The organism is Algibacter lectus (assembly GCF_900112395.1).
Lineage (GTDB): Bacteria > Bacteroidota > Bacteroidia > Flavobacteriales > Flavobacteriaceae > Algibacter > Algibacter lectus.
Genome location: NZ_FOLN01000009.1, coordinates 74,568 through 100,263, shown reverse-complemented (window position 1 = coordinate 100,263; position 25,696 = coordinate 74,568). Strand labels below are relative to the sequence as shown.

Below are 25,696 nucleotides of genomic sequence, written 5' to 3'. Positions count from 1 at the left end.
GCGCTAATTTACAAAATATCTATTTATTTATTTGAGAATATCGCAAACGATTTCGTCGATTTAAGAATTATTAACATCTATAGGAAATAAAAAAGCGATTATTAAAAAATAATCGCTTTTTACTTATAAACTTAAAATGAAGTTTACTTTATTTTGAATGCATTTTCTTGAGGAAAATAAGCTACTTCACCTAATTCTTCTTCTATACGAAGTAATTGGTTGTATTTAGCCATACGATCACTACGAGACGCAGATCCTGTTTTAATTTGTCCTGTGTTTAATGCTACTGCTAAATCTGCAATAGTGTTATCTTCAGTTTCACCAGAACGGTGAGACATTACAGAAGTGTAACCAGCATTGTGTGCCATATTTACAGCTGCAATAGTTTCAGTTAAAGTTCCAATTTGGTTTACTTTAATTAAAATTGAATTTGCAATACCTTCTTTAATACCGCGAGATAAGCGCTCTACGTTAGTTACAAATAAATCATCACCAACTAATTGAACTTTATCACCAACTAATTCAGTTAGGTATTTCCAACCTTCCCAATCGTTTTCATCCATACCATCTTCAATAGAGATAATTGGATATTTAGATACTAATTCAGCTAAATATTCTGCTTGTTCTTTAGAAGTTCTTACAACTCCAGAATCACCTTCGAATTTTTTATAATCGTACTGTCCGTTTTCAAAAAATTCAGCAGAAGCACAATCTAATGCGATTTTTACTTCTTCGCCATATTTGTAACCAGCATTTTCAACAGCTTTTGCAATAGTTTCTAAAGCGTCTTCTGTTCCTCCAGCTAGGTTTGGAGCAAAACCACCTTCATCACCAACAGCAGTACTTAAACCTCTATCGTGTAATACTTTTTTAAGGTTATGGAAAATTTCCGTTCCCATTTGCATAGCGTGTGTAAAGTTTTTAGCTTTTACAGGCATAATCATAAACTCTTGAAATGCAATTGGAGCATCACTATGAGAACCACCGTTAATAATGTTCATCATTGGTAATGGTAACGTATTAGCAGAAACACCACCTACGTAGCGGTATAAAGGTAAACCTAACTCTCCTGCTGCTGCTTTAGCTACTGCTAAAGACACACCTAAAATAGCATTGGCTCCTAGTTTAGATTTGTTTGGAGTTCCGTCTAACTCAATCATAATCTTATCGATTAGATTTTGTTCGAATACAGAAACACCTAATAATTCTTGAGCAATAATAGAATTTACATTGTCAACGGCTTTTAAAACACCTTTTCCCATGTAAGCATCACCACCATCTCTTAACTCAACGGCTTCATGTTCTCCTGTTGATGCTCCTGATGGTACAGCAGCTCTTCCTAAAACATCATTTTCTGTTACAACATCTACTTCAACAGTAGGATTTCCTCTAGAATCTAAAATTTGTCTAGCGTGAATATTAATTATTATGCTCATAATTTTGTTTATTTTAATCTTTTAATTATTTCAAATTTACGGTTAAATCTTGTTATTTTTTATATGTTTTAGAAGAAATTTGTAAAAACATATCTACAACGTTTTAGTAAAAGAAAACCCCAAATAATCGGTTGACTATTTGAGGTTTCTTAAAATTATTTATTCTTAATGTTTTCGATAAACTGATCGAACAGATAATCTGAATCGTGTGGTCCTGGACTTGCTTCAGGATGGTATTGTACAGAAAAACAGTTTTTATTTTTCATTGCCAAACCAGCTACTGTATCATCATTTAAATGTACGTGTGTAATTTCTAAATCGGCATTTGCTTCAGCCTCTTCTCTATTAACAGCAAAACCATGATTTTGAGAGGTTACTTCTCCTTTACCTGTTTTAATATTCTTTACAGGATGGTTAATCCCTCTATGTCCATTATGCATTTTATATGTAGATACTCCGTTTGCCAAAGCAATGACTTGGTGTCCAAGACAAATACCAAATAAAGGTAAGTCTCTTTTTATAATTTCTTTAGCAACTTCTTGAGCTTCTACTAAAGGTTCTGGATCTCCAGGTCCATTAGACAAGAAATAACCATCGGGATTAAAAGCTTCCAACTCTTCAAATTTAGCATTATAAGGAAAGACTTTTATGTAAGCATCTCTTTTTGCTATATTTCTAAGGATGTTCTTTTTGATACCAATGTCTAAAGCTGCTACTTTATAAGTTGCGTTTTCATCTCCAAAGAAATAAGGTTCTTTAGTAGAAACTTTAGAAGCTAACTCTAAACCTTCCATTTTAGGCTGCTCTGCTAATTGTTTTTTTAAACCTTCAACATTATCTACATCGGTAGAAATAACCGCATTCATAGCTCCGTTGTCACGAATATAACTTACTAAGGCACGTGTATCTACATCAGATATAGCTAGTAGATTATTCTTATCTAAAAACTCCTCTAATGAGCCATCAGAGTCATCTCTAGAATACTCGTAACTAAAGTTTTTAACAATAAGTCCAGCAATTTTAATAGAGTCAGACTCCACTTCATTGTTATTAGTACCATAATTACCAATATGTGCATTGGTGGCAACCATTAATTGACCATAGTACGATGGATCTGTAAAAATTTCTTGATAACCGGTCATTCCAGTATTAAAACATACTTCTCCAAATGCAGTGCCTTGCTTGTTTGCAACTGCCTTACCGTAAAAAATGGTACCATCGGCTAATAGAATGATGGCTTTTTGTCTTTTTTGATATTTCATATAGTTGAGATAAAATTCCTTACATAAGGAACAAAAGTTTTACAAATTTGCGCAAAAAAAAGGATAAACTAAAATAGTTTATCCTTAATATATTAAATGCTTATTAACATTTATTCTTCTTCGTTTGATGCTTGAGTTTCAACAGGCGCAGCAGCTGGTTTAGAACCACCTCTTCTACTTCTTCTTGTTGTTTTCTTCTTAGCTTTATCAGCGTTATAAATCTCGTTATAATCAACAAGCTCTATCATCGCCATATCAGCGTTATCACCTAAACGATTTCCAAGTTTAATAATTCTTGTATATCCACCTGGTCTGTCACCAATTTTAGCAGCAACATCTCTGAATAATTCTGCTACAGCTTCCTTCTGTCTTAAACGAGCCATCACAATACGTCTGTTATGTGTTGTATCTTCTTTAGACTTAGTAATCATTGGCTCAACAAATTGTTTTAAAGCTTTTGCTTTTGCAACCGTTGTATTAATACGTTTGTGCTCTATTAGAGAACAAGCCATATTAGCTAACATTGATTTTCTGTGGGCAGTTTTTCTACCTAAGTGGTTTATTTTTTTTCCGTGTCTCATGACATTTGTGTTATCATCTTGCTACTAAACTCGACATCGAGGAGCAAAATATGATTAATTAATCTTTATCTAATTTATATTTACTTAAGTCCATTCCGAAGTTTAAACCTTTAACATTTACAAGCTCTTCTAGCTCAGTTAAAGACTTCTTACCGAAGTTTCTGAATTTCATTAAATCATTTTTATTGAAAGATACTAAGTCACCTAAAGTATCTACTTCAGCAGCTTTTAAACAATTAAGAGCACGAACCGATAAATCCATATCGATTAACTTAGTTTTAAGTAACTGACGCATGTGAAGAGATTCCTCATCATAAGTTTCAGTTTGTGCAATTTCATCAGCTTCTAATGTGATACGCTCATCAGAGAATAACATGAAGTGGTGAATTAATGTTTTAGCGCCCTCCGTTAAAGCGTCTTGTGGAGTAATTGATCCATCAGTAATGATTTCAAAAACTAATTTTTCATAATCAGTTTTCTGCTCAACACGATAGTTTTCAATACTATACTTAACATTCTTTATTGGCGTGTAAATTGAATCAGTAAAAATAGTTCCAATTGGTGCAGAAGCTTTCTTATTTTCTTCAGCAGGAACATATCCTCTACCTTTTTCAATTGTAATTTCCATATTGAAATTAACTTTTGGGTCTAAGTTACAGATTACTAATTCTGTATTTAATACTTGGAAACCAGAAATAAACTTCTGAAAATCACCAGCTGTAATTTTATCTTGACCAGAAATTGAAATAGAGATAGACTCGTTATCAATATCTTCAATTTGTCTTTTAAAACGAGCTTGTTTTAAGTTTAAGATGATTTCTGTTACATCTTCCACTACTCCAGCAATTGCTGAAAACTCATGATCTACACCTTCTATTCTAACAGACGTGATAGCAAAACCTTCTAAAGAAGATAATAAAACTCTTCTAAGTGCATTACCTACTGTTAGACCGTAACCTGGTTCTAATGGTCTGAATTCGAATTTACCTTCGAAATCAGTAGAATCAATCATGATTACTTTATCAGGTTTCTGAAAATTAAATACTGCCATATTGTTCTTCGTTTTAATTGTTATTTAGTTGCGCGATTTAAAAGTATGAAGAAGACTAATAAATCCTTTGGCTAAATACCAATATAATTAATTATTATTTAGAGTATAATTCGACGATGAATTGCTCGTTGATGTTTTCTGGAATTTGGATTCTAGCAGGAACAGAAACATAAGTACCTTGCATAGTAGCCGTATTCCAAGTAATCCATTCGAATACTTGACTTGAGTTTGAAAGAGACCTATCGATCGCTTCAAGTGATTTAGACTTTTCTCTAACAGCAACAACATCTCCAGCTTTTAATGAATAAGAAGGTATATTTACCAATTCACCATTAACCGTAATATGTCTGTGAGATACTAATTGTCTAGCAGCACTTCTTGTTGGAGCAATTCCCATTCTAAATACTACATTGTCTAATCTAGACTCGCAAAGTTGTAATAAAACCTCACCTGTAATACCTTGAGCAGCTCTTGCTTTCTTAAATAAACCTCTAAATTGACGCTCTAAAATACCATAAGTATATTTAGCTTTTTGTTTTTCCATTAATTGGATTGCGTATTCAGATTTTTTTCCACGACGTCTAGCGTTTCCGTGTTGTCCTGGAGGATAATTTCTTTTTTCAAAAGATTTATCTTCTCCAAAAATTGCCTCGCCAAATTTACGAGCTATTTTAGTTTTAGGACCAGTATATCTTGCCATAATAAATTGTTTTTAAGAGTGATTATGAATTAAGGTCTTAATCTTATCCTTCGATAATCGTTGATCTCCCGTATTGATACTTGTTAATAATTTCAGTTTGCAAATTTACACAAAAAATTAATACCACCTACATACGAGGTGATATTAATTTTTTATACTTGCTTCATTTAAAGCACGCTATTTAAAACGTGATTAAACTCTTCTTCTTTTTGGAGGACGACATCCATTATGTGGTAATGGTGTAACATCAATAATTTCTGTTACTTCAATACCTGCATTATGAATAGAACGAATAGCAGATTCTCTACCATTCCCTGGTCCTTTAACATAAACCTTTACCTTCTTTAAGCCAGCTTCAGTTGCTACGCCTGCAGCATCTTCAGCAGCTAATTGAGCTGCATAAGGTGTGTTTTTTTTCGACCCTCTAAATCCCATTTTACCAGCAGAAGACCAAGAAATTACGTCTCCTTTTTTGTTGGTAAGTGAAATAATGATGTTATTGAAAGAAGCTGTAACGTGAGCTTCTCCAACTGCATCAACAATAACTTTACGTTTTTTTGTGCTTGTTTTTGCCATTTTCTTTTAGCTTTTAGTTTTAGTGATAGTCGCTAGAATCCTAAACTATTATAATTTCAAACAGATTCCTTCCAACGTCTAAATACCAAAGACTAATTATTATTTAGTTGCCTTTTTCTTGTTAGCAACAGTTTTTCTTCTACCTTTTCTGGTTCTAGAGTTGTTCTTAGTACGTTGCCCTCTTAATGGAAGACCAGATCTATGACGAATACCTCTGTAACATCCAATATCCATTAATCGCTTAATGTTTAATTGAGTTTCAGAACGTAATTCACCTTCAATTGTAAATGTTCCAACAGCATCACGAATGGCTGCTATTTGGTCATCATTCCAATCTTGAACTTTAATACTTTCATCAACTTTAGCTTCAGCTAAAATCTCTTTTGATCTACTTCTACCTACTCCGTAGATATAAGTTAAGGAAATTACTCCTCTTTTGTTTTTCGGTATGTCTACACCTGCAATTCTTGCCATAATTACCCTTGTCTTTGTTTAAATCTAGGATTCTTTTTGTTTATCACGTAAAGTCTGCCTTTTCTGCGCACGATCTTGCAATCTGCACTTCTCTTTTTAACTGATGCTCTTACTTTCATCGTATTCGTATTAGTATCTATAAGTTATTCGAGCCTTAGTTAAATCATAAGGACTCATTTCTAATTTCACTTTATCACCTGGTAATAACTTAATGTAATGCATACGCATTTTACCAGAGATGTGTGCTGTCACAATGTGACCGTTTTCTAATTCCACTCGGAACATCGCATTAGATAATGCTTCTATAATTGTTCCGTCTTGCTCTATTGCTGCTTGTTTTGCCATAGTATATATTAAGCTACTGCTTTTCTATTTTTACCTGTCTTCATCAAACCATCATAATGTCTATTTAACAAATAAGAATTTATTTGTTGCATAGTATCAATTGCAACACCAACCATAATTAATAATGATGTTCCTCCGAAAAATAAAGCCCAACCTTGTTGTACTCCCATAAGTTTAACAATAAACGCCGGAAATACAGCTAATAGAGCTAAAAATATAGAACCTGGTAAGGTAATTTGAGACATTATTTTATCTAAGTATTCAGATGTTTCAGATCCTGGACGTATACCCGGGATAAATCCACCGCTACGTTTTAAATCGTCTGCCATCTTGTTTGTTGGAACGGTAATTGCAGTATAAAAATATGTAAACACAATAATTAATAAAGCAAATGTAACATTGTACCAAAAACCGAATATATCAGAATAATTAGTTTGCATCCATATTCCGGTTGCAGTTTCTTTTAAGAATGAAGAACCACCAATTAAACTAGGAACAAACATTATCGCTTGAGCAAATATAATTGGCATTACACCAGATGCATTAAGCTTTAACGGAATGTACTGTCTTGATCCAGCCATTGCAGCTTTTTCATAACCTCCTGTTGCTGTTCTTCTAGCATATTGTACGGCAATTTTTCTAACTCCCATAACCAACATAATAGAACCAAGGATAATTACAAACCAAATTACTAATTCAAAAAGAATAAGCATTACGTTATTACCTTCTAATCTAGTAGCGGCATTTTGTAAAAACACTTGTGGTAATCTTGCGATAATACCAACCATAATTAAAAGAGATATACCATTACCAATACCTTTATCTGTAATTTTCTCTCCTAGCCACATAGCGAATATACAACCAGTAACTAAAATTGATACAGATGAAAAATAAAATAATGGACCTTGCCCTAGTAAGAATGCGCTTTCAGGAATACCTAAAGCTGGTAAACTAGCTAAATATCCAGGCGCTTGTAACAAACAAATTGCTATTGTTAACCAACGCGTAATTTGAGTGATTTTCTTTTGACCACTTGCGCCTTCCTTTTGAAGCTTTTGCAAATAAGGAATTGCAATCCCCATTAACTGAACAACAATAGAAGCCGAAATGTAAGGCATGATACCTAAAGCAAATACCGAAGCATTAGCAAAAGCACCACCAGTAAAGGCATTAAGAATCCCTAATATTCCACTATCTGTTTTATCAGCTAAACTACCTAATAGCGTAGCATCAATTCCAGGTAAAACTATTTGAGCTCCAAAACGATAAACTAATAACAAACTTAATGTAATAAGAATTCTGTTTCTTAGTTCCTCTATTTTCCAAACATTTTTTAACGATTCTATAAATTTCATACTTAAAATAAGTCTTATAAAGTTACAGCTTCTCCTCCAGCAGCTTCAATAGCAGCTTTTGCTGAAGCAGTAAACTTATGAGCAGTTACTTTTAATTTTGCTTTCAATTCTCCACGTCCTAAGATCTTAACTAAATCGTTCTTATCTACTAAACGGTTTGTGAATAATGTTTCAAAATTAACTGTACCTTCAATTTTCTTGTCATCAACCAATTGTTGCAAAGTATCTAAATTGATACCTTGGTGCTCAATACGGTTAATATTTGTAAAACCAAATTTAGGAACACGTCTTTGAAGAGGCATTTGACCTCCTTCAAAACCTAATTTCTTAGAATATCCAGAACGAGATTTAGCACCTTTGTGACCACGTGTAGCAGTCCCACCTTTACCAGAACCTTGTCCACGACCTATTCTTTTTCCTTGATTTTTTACTGAACCTTCTGCAGGTTTTAAATTACTTAAATCCATTTTCAGTTATATTATTTTGTTTCTTCAACAGAAACTAAATGTGAAACTTTAGCAACCATACCAAGAATATTTGGTGTAGCTTCATGCTCTTTTACCTGACCAATCTTTTTAAGACCAAGAGCTTCTAAAGTTCTTTTTTGTCTTAGCGTACGATTGATTGCGCTTTTAACCTTTGTTACTTTAATTTTTGCCATCTCTGTCGTTATTAAGCGTTAAAAACTTGTTGAAGTGAAATACCTCTGTCTCTTGCAATGGCATTCGCATCTCTTAATTGTAATAAAGCATCAAAAGTTGCTTTTACTACGTTATGAGGGTTTGAAGATCCTTGAGATTTAGATAATACATCGTGAATACCAACGGCCTCTAATACTGTACGTACAGCACCACCAGCAATTACACCTGTACCAGGAGCAGCAGGAATAATATTTACTCTTGCTCCACCAAATTTACCTTTTTGTTCGTGAGGTAAAGTTCCTTTAATGATAGGGATTCTAACTAGGTTTTTCTTAGCATCTTCAACAGCTTTTGCAATTGCACTAGCTACATCTTTAGATTTACCTAAACCTTGTCCTACAACACCAGCTTCATCACCAACCACAACGATTGCCGAAAAACCAAATGCTCTACCACCTTTAGTTACTTTAGTAACCCTTTGCACACCAACTAAACGATCCTTAAGATCTAATCCACCTGGTTTTACTAATTCTGCGCTTTTATATTTTTTGAACATAATTTCTTAAAATTTAAGTCCTGCGGCTCTAGCGCCATCAGCTAATGATTTAATTCTTCCGTGGTATAAATATCCACCTCTATCAAAAGCAATAGTTTCAACACCCGCTTTTAAAGCTTTTTCTCCTAATGCCTTACCAACTAGTTCAGCGATTTCAGATTTATTACCTTTTGCAGCACTTATGTCTTTATCTCTAGAAGAAGAAGATGCTATCGTTTTACCGTTTACATCATCAACTACCTGAGCATAAATTTCTTTATTACTTCTATAAACAGCTAATCTAGGTCTAGCTTCTGTTCCAGAAACTACCTTGCGAATTCTGTTTTTTATTCTTAGTCGTCTTTCGTTCTTTGTCAATGCCATAACTAAATTATTATGCTGATTTACCAGCTTTTCTTCTTAATACTTCACCAACAAACTTCACACCTTTTCCTTTATAAGGCTCTGGTGGTCTAAATCCACGTATCTTAGCAGCTACTTGACCAACTAATTGTTTATCGAATGACGTTAATTTTATAATTGGGTTTTTTCCTTTTTCTGAAACTGTTTCAACCTTTACTTCTGGAGCAATATCTAAAACAATGTTATGAGAAAATCCTAAGGCAAGGTCTAATTTTTGTCCTTGGTTTGATGCTCTATAACCTACACCAACTAATTCTAATTCTTTAGTCCAACCTTTAGATACACCTTCTACCATGTTATTCATTAAAGATCTGTATAAACCATGTTTGGCTTTTTGATCTTTCGAATCTGAAGAACGTGCTACCATCACATTACCATCTTCTACTTTAATTTCAATAGAATCGTAATTTTGTGTTAATTCACCTAATTTTCCCTTTACAGTTACTACGTTATCTTTAACGTCAACTGTTACACCTTCTGGAATGGCTACTGGATTATTTCCTATTCTTGACATTTCTTTCTGGTTTAAAAATTAGTGAACGTAACATAATACTTCGCCACCTACATTATCTCTTTTGGCTTGTTTGCCAGTCATTACTCCGTGAGAAGTAGAAACAATAGCAACACCAAGTCCATTTAAGATTCTAGGCATATCATTAGAACTAGCATACTTACGTAAACCTGGAGTACTAATACGTTGAAGTTTTTTGATTACCGGCTCTTTTGTCTCTTTGTTGTACTTAAGTGCTATTTTAATAGAACCTTGTACTGAAGAGTCATCAAACTTGTAACTTAAAATATATCCTTGCTCGAATAATATTTTAGTGATGTCTTTTTTTAAATTAGATGCTGGAATCTCTACCACTCTGTGGTTAGCACGCACCGCGTTTCTAATTCTTGTCAAATAATCCGCAATTGGATCTGAGTACATAATGAATTGATTTTGTGATTTCGGTTTTCAACGTTGGTGTTGAACCTAAAATCCGATTATTTAAATAATATTACCAACTAGCTTTTCTTACACCAGGGATAAGACCTTGATTGGCCATTTCTCTGAATGTTACACGTGAAATACCAAAAGTTCTCATGTATCCTTTTGGTCTTCCTGTTAATTTACATCTATTATGTTGACGAATAGGAGATGCATTTTTAGGTAACTTTTGTAATGCTTCGTAATCTCCAGCTTCTTTTAAAGCTTTACGTTTTTCAGCATACTTAGCAACTGTTTTTGATCTTTTTACCTCACGGGCTTTCATTGATTCTTTAGCCATATCTTAGTTCTTTTGAAAAGGTAATCCTAATTCGGTTAATAATGATTTTGCTTCTTTATCAGTTTCGGCAGTCGTTACAAATGTAATATCCATTCCTGAGATTTTATTAACTTTATCAATATTTATCTCTGGAAAAATAATTTGTTCAGTAATTCCTAAATTGTAATTACCACGTCCGTCAAATCCTGTAGCTTTAATTCCGTTGAAATCTCTAACACGTGGAAGTGCAGAAGTAACTAAACGATCTAAAAATTCGTACATACGTTCTCCACGTAAAGTAACTTTTGCCCCAATTGGCATACCTTTACGTAATTTGAACGTTGCAACATCCTTTTTAGATAATGTCGAAATAGCTTTTTGTCCGGATATAATACTTAATTCTTCTACTGCGTAGTCGATTAGTTTTTTATCTGCAACTGCAGCACCTACACCTTTAGATATTACTATCTTAGTTAGTTTAGGAACTTGCATCACATTTTTATATCCAAATTCGTCTGTAAGAGTTGCAATTACTTTGCTTTTATACTCTTCTTTAAGTCTTGGTGAATATGCCATAACTATATTACTTCATTAGATTTTAATGAAAATCTTACTTTTTTATCGCCTTCTACTCTGTAACCAACTCTAGTTGCTTCTCCTTTCGAAGTTAGCAAAGATAAGTTAGAAATATGAATAGATGCTTCTTTTTCTACGATTCCTCCTTGAGGATTTTGTGCACTTGGTTTAGTATGTTTCTTAACCATGTTTACACCCTCAACAATCGCTTTGTTCTTTTCTATTAATACTTTTTGAACAGTACCTTCCGATCCCTTGTGATCTCCAGCAATTACTCTTACAGTATCTCCAGTTTTTATTTTAAGCTTTCCCATCTTAATATTTTCTGTATTAAAGCACCTCTGGTGCTAATGATACAATCTTCATGAATGATTTATCACGAAGCTCTCTAGCAACAGGACCAAAAACACGTGTTCCTCTCATCTCACCCGTTGGGTTTAATAAAACACAAGCGTTATCATCAAATCTTATATAAGATCCATCTGGTCTTCTTACTTCCTTCTTTGTACGCACAACAACTGCCGTAGAAACTGCTTTTTTCTTAATGTTTCCATTAGGAGTTGCATCTTTAACAGAAACAACTATTTTATCTCCTACAGAAGCATATCTTCTTTTAGTTCCTCCTAAAACACGGATGACTAAAACTTCTTTTGCTCCGGTGTTATCTGCTACTTTTAATCTTGATTCTTGTTGTAACATAATTATTTAGCTCTTTCTAGGATTTCTACTAATCTCCAACATTTAGATTTAGATAAAGGTCTTGTTTCCATGATCTTTACTTTATCACCAATATTACAGTCGTTTGTTTCGTCGTGTGCTACGTACTTTTTCGTTTTTAATACGAATTTTCCATACATAGGATGTTTTACTTTTTTAACCTCTGCAACAACTATTGATTTTTGCATTTTGTTACTAGTAACAACTCCTATACGTTCTTTTCTTAAATTTCTTGTTTCCATCTTTCAGCAGAATTATTGTAATTCTCTTTTAGTTAATTCGGTCGCAATTCTAGCTACAGTTCTTCTTATAGAACGTAATTGAATTGGATTTTCTAAAGGAGATATTGCATGAGCCAATTTTAGGTCTGAATAACTCTTTTTTGTTTCACCAAGTTTCTCTTGTAACTCAGCTACAGATAATTCTTTAATTTCTGATTGTTTCATAATATCAAATAAATTATGCTTCGTAATCTCTAGCGATTAAAAACTTAGTTTTTACAGGTAGTTTCTGTGCTGCTAAACGTAATGCTTCTTTTGCAACGTCTAAAGGCACTCCACCTATTTCAAATAATACTCTTCCTGGCTTAACAACAGCTACCCAATATTCTACGGCACCTTTACCTTTACCCATACGTACTTCAAGAGGTTTCTTTGTAATAGGCTTGTCTGGAAATATCTTAATCCAAAGTTGCCCTTCTCTTTTCATGTAACGTGTAGCTGCGATACGTGCTGCTTCAATTTGACGTGATGTTAAAAAATTCGAGTCTAACGATTTTATTCCAAAAGTTCCACTTGAAAGTTGGTGCCCTCTTCCGGCATTACCTTTCATACGTCCCTTTTGTTGCTTACGAAATTTTGTTCTTTTAGGCTGTAACATTTTTCTTTATTTATAAAAAATTACTTTCTACGACGAGGTTTGTTATCTCTGTTTCCGCCACGTCCTCCGGCTCCACCTTTTCCTTGCTTCTTAGATAATCCAACAAGCGGAGAAAGTTCTCTTTTACCATATACTTCACCTTTCATGATCCATACTTTTACACCCAATCTACCATAAGTAGTGTGTGCCTCAACTAAAGCATAATCAATATCGGCTCTAAAGGTTGATAAAGGAATACGTCCTTCTTTGTAGTGTTCTGAACGTGCCATCTCTGCCCCGTTTAAACGACCACTAATCTGGATTTTAATCCCTTCAGCATTCATACGCATTGTAGCAGCAATAGCCATCTTAATTGCACGTCTGTATGAAATTCTATTTTCAATTTGACGAGCGATGCTTGATCCTACTAAAAATGCATCAAGTTCAGGTCTTTTGATCTCAAAAATATTGATCTGAACTTCTTTTTCAGTAATTTTCTTAAGTTCTTCTTTTAACTTGTCTACCTCTTGACCGCCTTTACCAATAATGATACCTGGGCGAGCCGTTGTGATAGTAACGGTTACAAGTTTAAGAGTTCTTTCGATAATTACTCTACTAACACTAGCTTTAGATAAACGCGCGTGAACGTATTTTCTAATTTTATCGTCTTCGGCAAGCTTATCTCCATAATCATTACCTCCGTACCAGTTAGATTCCCATCCTCTGATAATACCTAAGCGATTTCCGATTGGATTTGTTTTTTGTCCCATACTTCTATCTTAGCTTTGTGTGTTATTTTTTGCTCCAACAACGATTGTTACGTGGTTCGAACGTTTTCTAATTCTGTGTGCACGACCTTGAGGTGCTGGACGTAATCTTTTTAACATAGATCCGCTGTCAACAGTTATTTCCTTTACAATCAATTCAGCCTCTTCTAAATTAGCTTCTTCGTTTTTTGCTTGCCAGTTTGCAATTGCAGACAATAACAATTTCTCTAAACGTCCAGAAGCTTCCTTTTGGTTGAATTTTAAAATATTAAGTGCATGTTCTACCTTTTCGCCTCTTACTAAATCAGCTACTAAGCGCATTTTTCTCGGTGATGTAGGACAGTTATTAAGTTTAGCAAAAGCAACGTGTTTTTTTGCTTCCTTAATAGCGTCTGCCATTTGTTTTTTACGACTTCCCATAGCTTACTACTTTTTACCTTTATTTTTAGCACCTGCATGTCCACGGAATGAACGTGTTGGTGAAAATTCTCCTAATTTATGACCTACCATGTTTTCAGTAACATATACTGGAACAAATTGACGGCCATTGTGTACTGCGATAGTTTGTCCAACGAAATCCGGAGTTATCATACTTGCTCTAGACCAAGTTTTGATAACTGTTTTCTTGTTAGACTCAACATTAACAGCTACTTTCTTTTCTAATTTATAATGAACGTAAGGTCCTTTTTTTAGTGATCTTGCCATGTCTTATTTCTTTCTACGTTCTACAATATATTTATTACTTGCTTTAGTCTTAGAACGGGTTCTGTAACCTTTAGCTGGTATACCATTTCTAGAACGAGGATGTCCACCTGAAGATTTACCTTCACCACCACCCATTGGGTGATCAACTGGATTCATTACTACTGGTCTAGTACGAGGTCTTCTACCTAACCATCTTGTTCTACCTGCTTTACCACCTACTAATAATTGGTGATCAGAGTTAGATACAACACCGATAGTTGCCATACAGTTAACAAGAATTAATCTTGTCTCACCAGATGGTAATTTTACCGTAGCAAATTTACCATCTCTTGCCATTAATTGAGCAAAAGCTCCTGCACTACGCGCCATAACAGCACCTTGACCAGGACGTAACTCTAAACAAGAAATTATAGTTCCTAATGGAATTTCACTTAATGGCATTGCATTTCCAATTTCTGGAGCAATACCTTCTTTACCAGATACTACATTTTGCCCAACTTGAAGTCCATTTTGCGCAATAATATATCTTTTCTCGCCATCTTGATAATTCAATAATGCAATAAAAGCTGTTCTGTTTGGATCGTATTGGATTGAAGCAACTTCACCAGGAATCCCAGCTTTGTCTCTTTTAAAATCGATAATACGATACTTTCTTTTATGACCACCACCAATGTAGCGCATAGTCATTTTTCCTTCACTGTTTCTACCACCAGATCTTTTGTTCGGAACGAGTAAACTCTTTTCCGGCTTATCAGTAGTAATGGCATCATATCCATTTACTACTCTAAATCGCTGTCCTGGGGTGATTGGTTTTAATTTTCTTACTGACATCTGTCTTTAATTACATGTTACTGTATAAATCAATCATTTCACCTTCCGCCAGTTGTACAATTGCTTTTTTAACTGCATTTGTTTTACCATGTTGAATACCAGTTTTAGTAAACTTGGTACTACGATCTGGACGGACATTTATAGTACGAACTTTTTCAACAGAAACACCATAAGCAGCTTCCACCGCTTTTTTGATTTCTACCTTGTTCGCCTTAGTCTTCACTGAGAACGTATAGCAGTTTCTCAACTCGCTATTAGCTGTCGCCTTTTCTGTGATTATAGGTTTAATTAAGATACTCATTGTTTCTATTTACTTAAGTTTGTTTGAATTCCTTCTAAAGCGCCTTCTAAAAGAATCACTTGATTTGCATTTAGTATTTTATAAGTACTTATTTCTGAAGAAGTTATTACTTCAGAGCCTTTTAAATTACGAGAAGACAAATATACGTTTTTATTAGCCTCACCCAATACAAACAGTGACTTTTTGTTTTCTAAATCAAGAGCTTTTAAAACAGCTGTAAAATTTTTAGTTTTTGGAGATTCAAAGTTAAAATCTTCTAAAACTACAATTGATTTCTCTCCTGCTTTAATACTTAGTGCTGATTTACGAGCTAATCTCTTAAGGTTTTTATTAAGTTTAAAGCTGTAATTTCTTGGTCTTGGACCGAACATACGACCACCACCTTTGAATACACCAGACTTAATAGAACCTGCACGAGCTGTACCAGTACCTTTTTGCTTTTTAATCTTACGAGTAGATCCAGAAATCTCAGCTCTTTCTTTAGCCTTGTGAGTTCCTTGACGTTGGTTTGCTAAGTATTGTTTAACATCCAAGTATACCGCGTGATTATTAGGCTCAATAGCAAACACATCGCTAGAAAGGTCTGCCTTTCTACCTGTGTCTTTTCCGTTTATATCTAAAACTGCTACTTTCATTATTTTCTAATAATTACATAAGAGTTTTTATGGCCAGGAACACATCCTTTTACCACAAGTAGATTCTTTTCAGCAACTACTTTTAAAACTTTTAAATTTTGAACTTTAACTGTGTCTCCACCCATTCTACCTGCCATTTTCATGCCTTTAAAAACACGAGCAGGATAAGATGCAGCTCCAATAGATCCTGGCGCTCTTAAACGGTTATGTTGACCGTGAGTAGCTTGACCTACACCACCGAAACCATGACGTTTTACAACACCCTGAAATCCTTTACCTTTTGATGTACCAGCAACGTCAACAAATTCGCCTTCAGCGAAATGATCAACAGTGATTGCATCACCTAATTTGTACTCCGAATCAAAACTTTTGAATTCAACGATTTTGCGTTTCACAGAAGTACCCGCCTTTTTAGCATGACCTAAGTCAGCTTTAGTAGCGCTTTTTTCTGTCGCGTCATCGAAACCAAGTTGAATAGCTTCATAGCCGTCAACCTCTTCAGTTCTGACTTGGGTAACGATACATGGCCCAGCTTCGATTACTGTACAAGGAATATTTTTCCCGTTTTCATCGAAGATGCTGGTCATACCGATTTTCTTTCCAATTAACCCAGACATATTTAATTATTTATTAATGATTTACTATTTATTAAAAACATTTAAGGCTGAAAATACGTTTCAGCCTTGAAGTGTATTTTTACCGTTTTTCCCGCAACCGCATTGGTGGGACATGTAAATACGGAGTAAAACTCCATATTTTGAGCATGCAAATGTAGAGTTTTATTTCCGTTTAAAAAAATGATTTTCAATTAATTCTGTATAAAAACGTAATAACCATATAATTAATACATCTCATTTCAAAGTGTATACTCCAATCATTCTTTCAAAACCCCATAAAACCTAATGAAATCAATGCTTATTTTCAATTCCAAAAAAAAAAAACATCAGGATAAAAAATATCCTGATGTCTTCAATATTTAATCTATACAAGCCTAAGCTTATAATCAAATTATACTTTAATCTCTACTTCAACACCACTTGGCAACTCTAATTTCATTAAAGCATCAATGGTTTTAGAAGATGAAGAGTAAATATCTAATAATCTCTTATAAGAGCTTAATTGAAATTGTTCTCTAGACTTCTTGTTAACGTGAGGTGAACGTAAAACAGTGAAAATTTTCTTGTGAGTTGGTAATGGAATTGGACCAGTTACAACAGCACCTGTACTTTTTACGGTTTTTACAATCTTATCAGCAGACTTGTCTACTAAGTTATGATCGTAAGACTTTAATTTTATTCTAATTTTTTGACTCATTTTCTTAACTTTTTAAGATTGTTCTCCTTTAGCTGCTTTAATCACTTCTTCTGATATATTAGAAGGTGTTTCAGCATAGTGTGAAAATTCCATTGTTGACGTTGCTCTACCAGAAGATAATGTTCTTAAAGTAGTAACATAACCAAACATTTCTGATAATGGAACAGTAGCTTTTACAGTTTTTGCACCAGCTCTATCACCCATATCACTCATTTGACCACGTCTTCTGTTTAAATCTCCAACAATGTCACCCATGTTTTCTTCAGGAGTAATAACCTCAAGTTTCATGATTGGCTCCATGATTACAGCTTTAGCCGCTTTAGCACAGTTTTTAAACCCTAATTTAGCTGCTAATTCGAAAGAAAGTTGATCTGAATCCACATCATGGTAAGATCCATCTTTCAATGTTACTTTCATAGCATCTATTTCGTAACCTGCTAAAGGTCCATTAACCATTGCCATTTTAAATCCTTTTTCAATTGAAGGGATAAATTCCTTAGGAACGTTACCACCTTTAATTACAGATTCAAACTGAAGACCTACTACGCCTTCATCAGCTGGTTCAACCGTAAATACGATATCAGCAAATTTACCACGACCACCAGATTGTTTCTTATAAACTTCTCTATGATCTGCAGAAGCAGTAATAGCCTCTTTATATTCAACTTGTGGTTGACCTTGGTTTACTTCAACTTTAAATTCACGACGTAAACGATCTACAATTACATCTAAGTGTAATTCACCCATTCCAGAAATAATAGTCTGTCCTGAAGCTTCATCTGAACGTACAGTAAATGTAGGATCTTCTTCAGCTAATTTAGCTAAGCCCATACCTAATTTATCAACATCAGCCTTAGTTTTAGGTTCCACTGCGATACCAATTACGGGATCAGGGAAATCCATAGATTCTAAAACAATTGGATGCGCTTGATCCGAAAGTGTATCTCCTGTTTTGATAGATTTAAATCCAACAGCAGCTCCAATATCTCCAGCTTCAATAAAGTCAATTGCATTTTGCTTGTTAGCATGCATTTGGTAGATACGTGAAATACGTTCTTTTTTACCAGAACGGTTATTTAACACGTAAGAACCTGCATCTAAACGACCAGAATATGCTCTAAAGAATGCTAAACGACCTACAAAAGGATCAGTAGCAATTTTAAAAGCTAAAGCAGCAAATGGCTCCTTTACATCTGGCTTACGTAATTCTTCTTTTTCAGTATCAGGATTCATTCCTCTAATACCTTCCTTATCCATTGGAGAAGGTAAGTAACGACAAACCGCATCTAATAAAAATTGTACACCTTTATTTTTAAAAGCAGATCCACAAATCATTGGAATGATAGCCATATCCATAACAGCAGCTCTAAGTGCAGCATGCACTTCGTCTTCTGTAATAGAATCTTCATCTTCCATGAATTTCTCTAATAAGTTCTCATCATAACCAGCAACTTCTTCAATAAGTAGTGCACGGTATTTACGAGCTTCTTCTTTTAAATCTTCAGGAATCTCAATAACATCAAAAGTTGCTCCTTGAGTTTCATCATGCCATACAATAGCACGGTTTTTTACTAAATCGATAATACCTTTAAAATCATCTTCGTCACCAATGTTTAAAACGATTGGCACCGCGTTTGATTTTAACATATCTTTTACTTGTTGACAAACACCTAAAAAGTCAGATCCTTGACGGTCCATTTTATTAACGAAACCAATTCTTGGCACTTTATAGTTGTCTGCAAGTCTCCAGTTAGTTTCAGATTGTGGTTCTACACCATCAACTGCACTAAATAAGAATACTAAACCATCTAATACACGTAAAGATCTATTTACCTCTACAGTAAAATCCACGTGACCAGGAGTATCAATAATATTGAAGTGGTAATCCATTGCATCTGCAGTTGGCTCACCATTTTCTATTGGAAATTTCCACTCACAAGTTGTAGCTGCAGACGTAATTGTGATACCACGTTCTTGCTCTTGCTCCATCCAGTCCATTGTTGCAGCACCATCATGTACTTCACCAATTTTATGAGAAACTCCTGTATAATAAAGTATACGTTCTGTAGTTGTAGTTTTTCCTGCATCAATGTGTGCAGCAATACCTATATTTCTTGTTAATCTTAAATCTCTTGCCATGTCTTAGAATCTAAAGTGAGAGAATGCTTTGTTTGCCTCTGCCATTTTGTGAGTATCTACTCTTTTCTTAACTGCTGCCCCTTCTTCTTTAGCTGCTGCTAAAACCTCTGAAGCCAAACGTAAAGCCATAGATTTTTCGTTTCTTTTTCTTGAATAGCTAATTAACCATTTCATTGCCGTAGATACTTTACGGTCTGGACGAATTTGCATTGGAATTTGGAATGTTGCTCCCCCAACACGACGACTACGTACTTCTACGTGAGGCATAACGTTAGATAAGGCATCTTTCCAGATTTCTAAAGCTGTTTTTTCTTCGTCTGTTTTCTTTTCTTCTACAATTGCAATCGCATCGTAGAATACTTTAAAAGCTACCGACTTTTTTCCATCCCACATCATCATATTAACGAAACGAGTTACTAACTGGTCGTTAAATTTAGGGTCTGGTAAAAGCGGTCTTTTTTTCGCTGCTCTTTTTCTCATGTCTTCTTCTTAAAGTTTTAATTACTTCTTAGGGCGTTTTGCACCATACTTAGATCTACGTTGTGTTCTACCTGCAACACCTGCTGTGTCTAAGGCACCACGAACGATGTGATATCTAACTCCTGGCAAATCTTTTACCCTTCCACCTCTAACCAATACTATCGAGTGCTCTTGTAAATTGTGTCCTTCACCACCGATGTATGCATTAACCTCGTTACCGTTTGTTAAACGAACCCTTGCTACCTTACGCATTGCTGAGTTAGGTTTTTTAGGTGTCGTTGTGTAAACACGAGTACACACACCACGTCTTTGTGGACACGAATTTAAAGCAGCCGATTTACTCTTCTTGGTTATTTTGGCTCTTCCTTTTCGTACTAATTGTGAAATTGTTGGCATATATTTCTATATAATTTTTGTTAATCCTCTTCTTAGAGGGGTGCAAATGTAGTAATTAAAATTAATTATTCAAATCGTAATTCGTTAATTTTTAAGAGTTTTACAAAAAAGAAGGCTTCAAGATATTAATTTTGCGCTTTTTCCGTTAGATTTACATAAAGAATACACATCAATACATGAAAAGAGATAACCTTCTAAAATTTTCTAAAAACACTCAAAATTAAAAAGTTGAATCAACAAAAAGTTAAACTAAAAATCAGATTTTAATCAGAAACTTCATTTTGCAAAAAACACTCTTTACCTTTATATTAATATATTTAACCTTTTCTACGGAAGTGTTTTGTCAAACTTTATTTTTAGAAATAAACGGAAGTAATGAGACCGAAACAAAGATTATAGATTCTCTAAACTATTTAAAAACTCACAAAGATTATTTTTCGATTAAATCCGAAATTGAATTTATTCAAAACAGCCTTTTTAAAAAAGGATACATTGAACATGAAACTTCTGAAGTTTCAAAAATAAACGACTCTCTATTTTCTACCACTATAAATTTAAGAACAAAATACAAAACAGTCCACGTCTATTACAACAATCAATTAATTAACAAAAACATCTTACATCAAATTTCAACTAAAGTTTTTGGCAATTACTTTGAATTACCTTTTAAACAAATAGAAAATGCGCTAAAATTTATCAATGCGAAAATAACAGAAGACGGCTTTCCCTTCTCAACATTACATCTCGACAACATTTCAATCGAAAATAAAACTTATTTGAAAGCCAATTTAAACATTGACTCTCCCAAAGAAAAAAGATTAGTTAACGAAATAATTATTAAAGGTTACGAAAAATTCCCTCGCTCCTATTTAAAGCACTATTTGAAAATAAAGAAAAACCAAGCTTTTGACATTACAACAATAAAAAACAAAACAGAACAACTCAATGATTTACGTTTCGCTAGCCAAATAAAATCACCAGAAGTTTTGTTCTCGAAAGATTCAACATCACTTTATCTATATCTAGAAAAATCGCAAAGCAATAATTTTGATGGCTTTCTAGGTTTTGGAACCAATGAAGAAACCAACAATATTGAGTTCGACGGATATTTAAATTTAAACTTAACCAACAACTTAAATTTTGGCGAATCGTTTCGGCTACTTTACAAAAGTGATGAAAATGACCAAAAAACGTTTAATGTTAATGCAACCCTTCCTTATATATTTAAAACACCAATAGGTTTAGATTTTGAATTACAAATTTTTAAGCGCGATTCTTCTTTTACAACCGTAGATCAATCTATAAAACTCCATTACCAAATAAACTCTAAGCATAAAATCTATACGGGTATAACCAATTTAGAATCTAACAATTTACTATCCACAATCAACACATCGAACATTACAGATTACAAAACATCTTATTACACTATAGCTTATGAGTATATAAAACCTCAATCTTATAATTTGCTTTTCCCTATTAATAGTAATTTTTATTTTGAAACGAACTTTGGGAATCGCGAACAAACCAATTCATCAAGAAAACAAACTCAACTATATATTGATGCTTCTAAAATTTTCAATTTAAACTCTACCAACAGTTTTTACACACGAATAAATGGTTCCTTACTATCTTCAGACAACTATCTTGAAAATGAACTAGCAAGATTTGGAGGCATAAACTCAATAAGAGGATTTGAAGAGAATAGCCTTTACGCTTCAACCTATGGACTACTAAACACAGAATATAGATACCAAATTAGTAACTCTATTTATGTTCACTCTATAATAGATGCAGCATATTTAGAAAACAACATTTTAAATACCCAAGAAAAACTCTTTGGATACGGTTTCGGATTTGGAATTTTAACTAAAGCTGGTGTTTTTAAATTAAATTACGCTAACGGCAAATTACAGAATCAGAAATTTAAACTATCAAATTCTAAGATTCACATAAGTTTAACTACAGTTTTTTAGTCTTATTTTGATTTATACATAAAACTGTTACCTAAATAATGGATTTTAACTATTTTTTATTGTTTTTCCTACATATTGTAGTTATTTTTGACATTAATTAATTCAAATAATCATAAAATGAAAACAAAGCTTAGTGGAATGCTAACGCTGTTACTAGCGTTTGTTGTGCATCTAACATTTGCACAAGAAAAGACAATTTCGGGAGTAATCTCAGACAACGCAGGTTTACCCTTACCCGGAGCTACTGTCTTAGTAAAAGGAACTTCTTCAGGAACTTCAAGTGATTTCGATGGTAATTATTCAATAACGGCTAACCAAGGAGCAATCCTTGTTTTTAGTTTTGTTGGATATACTAAAACAGAAATAACTGTTGGAGCATCCAAAATTATTAACGTAACAATGGACGAAGATGCGGCAACTTTAGATGAAGTTGTTGTAACCGCATTAGGTATTAAAAGAAGTAAAAAATCTTTAGGGTATGCAACTCAGGAAATTGGAAACGAAGAAATCTCTACTGTAAAAGAAGCCAATGTTCTTAATCAACTTTCTGGTAAGGTTGCTGGTCTTTCTATACAAAGAACTAATAACCTTGGTGGTTCTACCAATGTTGTTATTAGAGGTCAAACCTCGCTAACAGGATCAAACCAGGCTTTATTTGTTATTGATGGTGTACCTATTTCTAATAGAAACACAAACACAGGAACTCAATCTCAAGGAGCTACTGGTTACGATTATGGTAACCCTGTTTCGGATTTAAACCCTGACGACATCGAATCTATGAATGTTTTAAAAGGTTCTGCTGCAACAGCTTTATACGGTTCTAGAGCATCAAATGGTGTTATAGTTATTAACACTAAAAAAGGGAAAGGATCTAACACTAAAGATTACTCTGTAACAATATCTTCTAATGTCAGTACTGGAAGTATAGACAGAAGTACTTTTCCTGAATTTCAAACTGGTTATGGAGCTGGTTATGGCGGAAACGATTATAATTTCGAATCATCAGACTTTAATGGAGATGGAATTATTGATAACTACGCTAACGTAAACGATGATGCTTCTTTTGGCCCTAAATTTGACTCTAGTTTATACTTAACTCAATGGGATGCATTATACCCTCAATTAACAGACACCTACGGAGTTGCAAGACCTTGGGAAGCTTCAAAGAACGGACCATTAACCTTCTTTCAAACTCCTACGTCTTTTACAAATTCTGTTTCTGTATCGAAAAGATTCGATGCCGGATCATTTAGACTATCATACTCTAATTATGACGCTAGTGGATTACTTCCTAATAGTTCTCAAAACAAAAACACATTCTCTTTAGCTACAACTGCCCAATTAACAGATAAACTTGAAGCAACGGGATATGCTACATACATTAACACCGAAACTGTAGGTAGAAACTCAACAGGATACAATGATAATATTGTTGGTTTTATGCGCCAATGGGGACAAAATAATGTTGATTACCAAAGACAAAGAGAAGCTTATTTTCAAACAGGTGAAAATATTACATGGAACCCAAAATCTCCAACAGACTTAACACCGATATATTGGGATAATCCATATTGGACACGTTACGAAAACTATCAAAGTGATGGTAGAAATAGATTTACAGGATACGCTCAATTAAAATATGACATTATAGAAGACCTTAGTATAACAGGAAAAGCGTCTGTAGATCAATATAGTGAAATACAAGAAGAACGAAGAGCTGCTGGATCTGTACCTACTGCTTTTGGTATTAATGAAGGAAGTGATGGTAGTTATAATAGAAATGACCAAACTTCAGGATACTTAAGAAGAAACATTAATTCTAGAGAAACAAATTTAGATGTGATTTTAAACTACTCTAAAGACATTACTGATGATTTAGATTTTAGCGCATTTTTAGGTGGAAATATTAGAAATAACACTTTAAATATGGTTACTGCCGCTACAAACGGTGGACTTAAAGTACCTGGTGTATATTCACTTCAAAATTCAACCGATGCATTACCTAACCCTAAAGAAAGAGATGAAACAATAGAAGTTCAAAGTTTTTATGCTGGAGCAACCCTTGGTTATAAAAATTTCTTATTTATAGAAGGTACCTTGCGTAGAGATAAAACATCTACACTACCTGCTGCTAACAACTCATACTACTACCCTGCAGTTTCTGGATCTTATATATTTTCTCAAAACATCGATGTACCAGCAATCAAGTTCGGTAAACTAAGAGCTAACTGGGCACAAATTGGAAACGCTACAGGTTTTGATCAAATTAATGACACTTACACAAGTTTAACATCTTTCCAAGGAAATGCCGCTGCTGCCGTAAGTAATTCAAAGAAAAATCCAGATCTAAAACCAGAAATTTCAAGATCTTATGAAATAGGTTTAGAAATGAAGTTTTTAGAAAAAGCAAATCTTGGTTTTGATATTGCTTATTATAAAACAAATACAACAGATCAAATTGTACCTGTTTCTGTTAGTGAAACTACAGGTTACTTAAGTAAGATTATAAACGCCGGAGAATTAGAAAATAAAGGTATTGAACTATCCGCTTTTACCGAATTTGATATAACAGACAATTTTAAATGGAAAGTTAATGTAAACTGGTCTAAGAACGAAAACACTGTTGTGTCTTTAGCTGAAGGATTAGACGAATTATTATTAGGTTCTTTTAACGCTCAGGTTGTAGCAAGAATAGGTGAATCTTACGGAGCTTTAAAAGGAAGCGATTATACGTATAATGAAAATGGTCAAAAAGTAATAGATGCAGATGGCGTACCATTAGCTACTGCTTCAGATCAAATTATCGGTAATGGTAATCCTGATTGGTTAGGAGGTATAAGAAACACGCTTTCTTATAAAAACTTAACATTTAGCTTCTTTATAGATATTAGAAGCGGTGGAGACATGTTCTCTTTAGATCAACGTTATGGGCAAGCTACAGGAGTTTTAGCTAGTTCAGATTTTATTAACGATTTAGGTAACCCTGTAAGAAACACACTATCTAATGGTGGTGGGTTTATCTACGAAGGTGTTTTAGAAGATGGAACACCAAATACAACAAGGTTAGACGCTAGTGGTTTTGGAAGCACAGGTTACCAAACACTACCATTAAGTGAATTTGTTTACGACGCCTCTTTTGTGAAATTACGTGAGGCTAGTTTATCTTATAACTTCCCAAAAGATATTACATCTAAGTTATCATTAGATAATCTATCTATAACTCTTGTAGGTTCTAACTTATGGATTATCCACAAAAACATTCCTGATGCAGATCCTGAAACAGGTTTTGGGGCTGGTAATATTCAAGGTCTTTCATCTGGTTCTTTGCCTACAACGAAGAACTACGCACTTAATGTTAAACTTCAATTTTAA

36 protein-coding genes are annotated in these 25,696 nt (G+C 34.0%); 2 read left to right on the top strand and 34 right to left on the bottom strand.

Features of this window, described 5'->3' with window-relative positions:
- Positions 1-143: 143 nt before the first annotated feature.
- From eno to rpsL, 34 genes are all read right to left on the bottom strand, one after another.
- Positions 144-1,436, bottom strand: a complete 1,293-nt coding sequence (gene eno / locus BM246_RS15160) for a phosphopyruvate hydratase (RefSeq protein ID WP_042499166.1) — start codon at positions 1,434-1,436, stop codon at positions 144-146.
- A gap of 155 nt (positions 1,437-1,591) precedes the next feature.
- On the bottom strand, positions 1,592-2,698 hold the full coding sequence (gene carA, locus BM246_RS15155) for a glutamine-hydrolyzing carbamoyl-phosphate synthase small subunit (RefSeq protein ID WP_074938997.1): 1,107 nt from the start codon (positions 2,696-2,698) through the stop codon (positions 1,592-1,594).
- A 110-nt stretch (positions 2,699-2,808) separates the two neighbouring features.
- Positions 2,809-3,279 (bottom strand): 50S ribosomal protein L17, encoded by a 471-nt coding sequence (gene rplQ, locus BM246_RS15150; RefSeq protein ID WP_042499162.1) that lies wholly within the window; start codon positions 3,277-3,279, stop codon positions 2,809-2,811.
- Positions 3,280-3,337: 58 nt separating this feature from the next.
- Entirely contained in the window at positions 3,338-4,330 is a 993-nt protein-coding gene (locus BM246_RS15145) for a DNA-directed RNA polymerase subunit alpha (RefSeq protein ID WP_042505212.1), read from the bottom strand.
- 94 nt (positions 4,331-4,424) lie between these two features.
- Entirely contained in the window at positions 4,425-5,030 is a 606-nt protein-coding gene (gene rpsD, locus BM246_RS15140; RefSeq protein ID WP_042499160.1) for a 30S ribosomal protein S4, read from the bottom strand.
- 192 nt (positions 5,031-5,222) lie between these two features.
- Positions 5,223-5,606: a 30S ribosomal protein S11 gene (gene rpsK / locus BM246_RS15135; RefSeq protein WP_042499157.1), complete on the bottom strand. Its 384-nt coding sequence runs from the start codon at positions 5,604-5,606 to the stop codon at positions 5,223-5,225.
- A 99-nt stretch (positions 5,607-5,705) separates the two neighbouring features.
- The gene (gene rpsM / locus BM246_RS15130; protein WP_042499155.1) at positions 5,706-6,080 is read right to left on the bottom strand and encodes a 30S ribosomal protein S13; all 375 of its coding nucleotides are present in this window, start codon (positions 6,078-6,080) and stop codon (positions 5,706-5,708) included.
- A gap of 2 nt (positions 6,081-6,082) precedes the next feature.
- The gene (gene ykgO, locus BM246_RS15125; protein ID WP_013305171.1) at positions 6,083-6,199 is read right to left on the bottom strand and encodes a type B 50S ribosomal protein L36; all 117 of its coding nucleotides are present in this window, start codon (positions 6,197-6,199) and stop codon (positions 6,083-6,085) included.
- Between the two features lie 10 nt (positions 6,200-6,209).
- On the bottom strand, positions 6,210-6,425 hold the full coding sequence (gene infA / locus BM246_RS15120) for a translation initiation factor IF-1 (RefSeq protein ID WP_007094967.1): 216 nt from the start codon (positions 6,423-6,425) through the stop codon (positions 6,210-6,212).
- Between the two features lie 8 nt (positions 6,426-6,433).
- Positions 6,434-7,780, bottom strand: coding sequence for a preprotein translocase subunit SecY (secY, locus tag BM246_RS15115; RefSeq protein WP_074938996.1), 1,347 nt, complete (start codon positions 7,778-7,780; stop codon positions 6,434-6,436).
- Positions 7,781-7,794: 14 nt separating this feature from the next.
- A complete protein-coding gene (gene rplO, locus BM246_RS15110) occupies positions 7,795-8,247 on the bottom strand; it encodes a 50S ribosomal protein L15 (protein ID WP_074938994.1) in 453 nt (150 codons plus the stop codon).
- Positions 8,248-8,258: 11 nt separating this feature from the next.
- Positions 8,259-8,441: a 50S ribosomal protein L30 gene (gene rpmD / locus BM246_RS15105; protein ID WP_042499151.1), complete on the bottom strand. Its 183-nt coding sequence runs from the start codon at positions 8,439-8,441 to the stop codon at positions 8,259-8,261.
- An 11-nt stretch (positions 8,442-8,452) separates the two neighbouring features.
- Complete coding sequence (gene rpsE / locus BM246_RS15100; RefSeq protein WP_042499149.1) at positions 8,453-8,977, bottom strand: 30S ribosomal protein S5; 525 nt, start codon at positions 8,975-8,977, stop codon at positions 8,453-8,455.
- Positions 8,978-8,983: 6 nt separating this feature from the next.
- Entirely contained in the window at positions 8,984-9,340 is a 357-nt protein-coding gene (rplR, locus tag BM246_RS15095; protein WP_042499147.1) for a 50S ribosomal protein L18, read from the bottom strand.
- 10 nt (positions 9,341-9,350) lie between these two features.
- The gene (rplF, locus tag BM246_RS15090; protein ID WP_042499145.1) at positions 9,351-9,893 is read right to left on the bottom strand and encodes a 50S ribosomal protein L6; all 543 of its coding nucleotides are present in this window, start codon (positions 9,891-9,893) and stop codon (positions 9,351-9,353) included.
- 18 nt (positions 9,894-9,911) lie between these two features.
- Complete coding sequence (rpsH, locus tag BM246_RS15085; protein WP_042499143.1) at positions 9,912-10,310, bottom strand: 30S ribosomal protein S8; 399 nt, start codon at positions 10,308-10,310, stop codon at positions 9,912-9,914.
- A gap of 70 nt (positions 10,311-10,380) precedes the next feature.
- Positions 10,381-10,650 carry a 30S ribosomal protein S14 gene (rpsN, locus tag BM246_RS15080; RefSeq protein WP_042499141.1) on the bottom strand — a complete coding sequence of 90 codons (270 nt, stop codon included), beginning with the start codon at positions 10,648-10,650 and terminating at the stop codon, positions 10,381-10,383.
- A gap of 3 nt (positions 10,651-10,653) precedes the next feature.
- Positions 10,654-11,205 (bottom strand): 50S ribosomal protein L5, encoded by a 552-nt coding sequence (gene rplE / locus BM246_RS15075; protein WP_042505214.1) that lies wholly within the window; start codon positions 11,203-11,205, stop codon positions 10,654-10,656.
- Between the two features lie 2 nt (positions 11,206-11,207).
- Positions 11,208-11,519, bottom strand: a complete 312-nt coding sequence (gene rplX / locus BM246_RS15070) for a 50S ribosomal protein L24 (RefSeq protein ID WP_074938992.1) — start codon at positions 11,517-11,519, stop codon at positions 11,208-11,210.
- Between the two features lie 16 nt (positions 11,520-11,535).
- Positions 11,536-11,904 (bottom strand): 50S ribosomal protein L14, encoded by a 369-nt coding sequence (gene rplN / locus BM246_RS15065; RefSeq protein ID WP_042499135.1) that lies wholly within the window; start codon positions 11,902-11,904, stop codon positions 11,536-11,538.
- Positions 11,905-11,906: 2 nt separating this feature from the next.
- A complete protein-coding gene (rpsQ, locus tag BM246_RS15060) occupies positions 11,907-12,164 on the bottom strand; it encodes a 30S ribosomal protein S17 (RefSeq protein ID WP_034043311.1) in 258 nt (85 codons plus the stop codon).
- A gap of 12 nt (positions 12,165-12,176) precedes the next feature.
- Entirely contained in the window at positions 12,177-12,368 is a 192-nt protein-coding gene (gene rpmC / locus BM246_RS15055; RefSeq protein ID WP_034043309.1) for a 50S ribosomal protein L29, read from the bottom strand.
- Positions 12,369-12,381: 13 nt separating this feature from the next.
- Positions 12,382-12,801: a 50S ribosomal protein L16 gene (gene rplP, locus BM246_RS15050; protein WP_042499131.1), complete on the bottom strand. Its 420-nt coding sequence runs from the start codon at positions 12,799-12,801 to the stop codon at positions 12,382-12,384.
- A 20-nt stretch (positions 12,802-12,821) separates the two neighbouring features.
- Entirely contained in the window at positions 12,822-13,550 is a 729-nt protein-coding gene (gene rpsC, locus BM246_RS15045; RefSeq protein ID WP_042499130.1) for a 30S ribosomal protein S3, read from the bottom strand.
- A 9-nt stretch (positions 13,551-13,559) separates the two neighbouring features.
- The gene (gene rplV, locus BM246_RS15040; RefSeq protein ID WP_042499128.1) at positions 13,560-13,967 is read right to left on the bottom strand and encodes a 50S ribosomal protein L22; all 408 of its coding nucleotides are present in this window, start codon (positions 13,965-13,967) and stop codon (positions 13,560-13,562) included.
- 6 nt (positions 13,968-13,973) lie between these two features.
- Entirely contained in the window at positions 13,974-14,252 is a 279-nt protein-coding gene (rpsS, locus tag BM246_RS15035) for a 30S ribosomal protein S19 (protein ID WP_042499126.1), read from the bottom strand.
- A gap of 3 nt (positions 14,253-14,255) precedes the next feature.
- Complete coding sequence (gene rplB, locus BM246_RS15030; RefSeq protein WP_042505216.1) at positions 14,256-15,083, bottom strand: 50S ribosomal protein L2; 828 nt, start codon at positions 15,081-15,083, stop codon at positions 14,256-14,258.
- Positions 15,084-15,093: 10 nt separating this feature from the next.
- Positions 15,094-15,384 (bottom strand): 50S ribosomal protein L23, encoded by a 291-nt coding sequence (rplW, locus tag BM246_RS15025; protein WP_042499124.1) that lies wholly within the window; start codon positions 15,382-15,384, stop codon positions 15,094-15,096.
- Positions 15,385-15,389: 5 nt separating this feature from the next.
- Positions 15,390-16,019, bottom strand: a complete 630-nt coding sequence (rplD, locus tag BM246_RS15020; RefSeq protein ID WP_042499122.1) for a 50S ribosomal protein L4 — start codon at positions 16,017-16,019, stop codon at positions 15,390-15,392.
- Positions 16,019-16,636: a 50S ribosomal protein L3 gene (rplC, locus tag BM246_RS15015; protein WP_042499120.1), complete on the bottom strand. Its 618-nt coding sequence runs from the start codon at positions 16,634-16,636 to the stop codon at positions 16,019-16,021. Before rplC ends, rplD begins: the two co-directional genes overlap by 1 nt.
- Before the next feature lie 391 nt (positions 16,637-17,027).
- On the bottom strand, positions 17,028-17,333 hold the full coding sequence (gene rpsJ / locus BM246_RS15010) for a 30S ribosomal protein S10 (protein WP_007650482.1): 306 nt from the start codon (positions 17,331-17,333) through the stop codon (positions 17,028-17,030).
- A gap of 12 nt (positions 17,334-17,345) precedes the next feature.
- Complete coding sequence (fusA, locus tag BM246_RS15005) at positions 17,346-19,472, bottom strand: elongation factor G (protein ID WP_042499117.1); 2,127 nt, start codon at positions 19,470-19,472, stop codon at positions 17,346-17,348.
- Positions 19,473-19,475: 3 nt separating this feature from the next.
- Positions 19,476-19,952 (bottom strand): 30S ribosomal protein S7, encoded by a 477-nt coding sequence (rpsG, locus tag BM246_RS15000; RefSeq protein ID WP_074938990.1) that lies wholly within the window; start codon positions 19,950-19,952, stop codon positions 19,476-19,478.
- A gap of 21 nt (positions 19,953-19,973) precedes the next feature.
- Positions 19,974-20,348: a 30S ribosomal protein S12 gene (rpsL, locus tag BM246_RS14995; RefSeq protein WP_042499114.1), complete on the bottom strand. Its 375-nt coding sequence runs from the start codon at positions 20,346-20,348 to the stop codon at positions 19,974-19,976.
- Positions 20,349-20,629: 281 nt separating this feature from the next.
- Here rpsL and BM246_RS14990 point away from each other — a divergent pair, with 281 nt between their 5' ends.
- On the top strand, positions 20,630-22,324 hold the full coding sequence (locus BM246_RS14990) for a POTRA domain-containing protein (RefSeq protein WP_083415822.1): 1,695 nt from the start codon (positions 20,630-20,632) through the stop codon (positions 22,322-22,324).
- Between the two features lie 117 nt (positions 22,325-22,441).
- Positions 22,442-25,696 (top strand): SusC/RagA family TonB-linked outer membrane protein, encoded by a 3,255-nt coding sequence (locus BM246_RS14985; RefSeq protein ID WP_074938988.1) that lies wholly within the window; start codon positions 22,442-22,444, stop codon positions 25,694-25,696.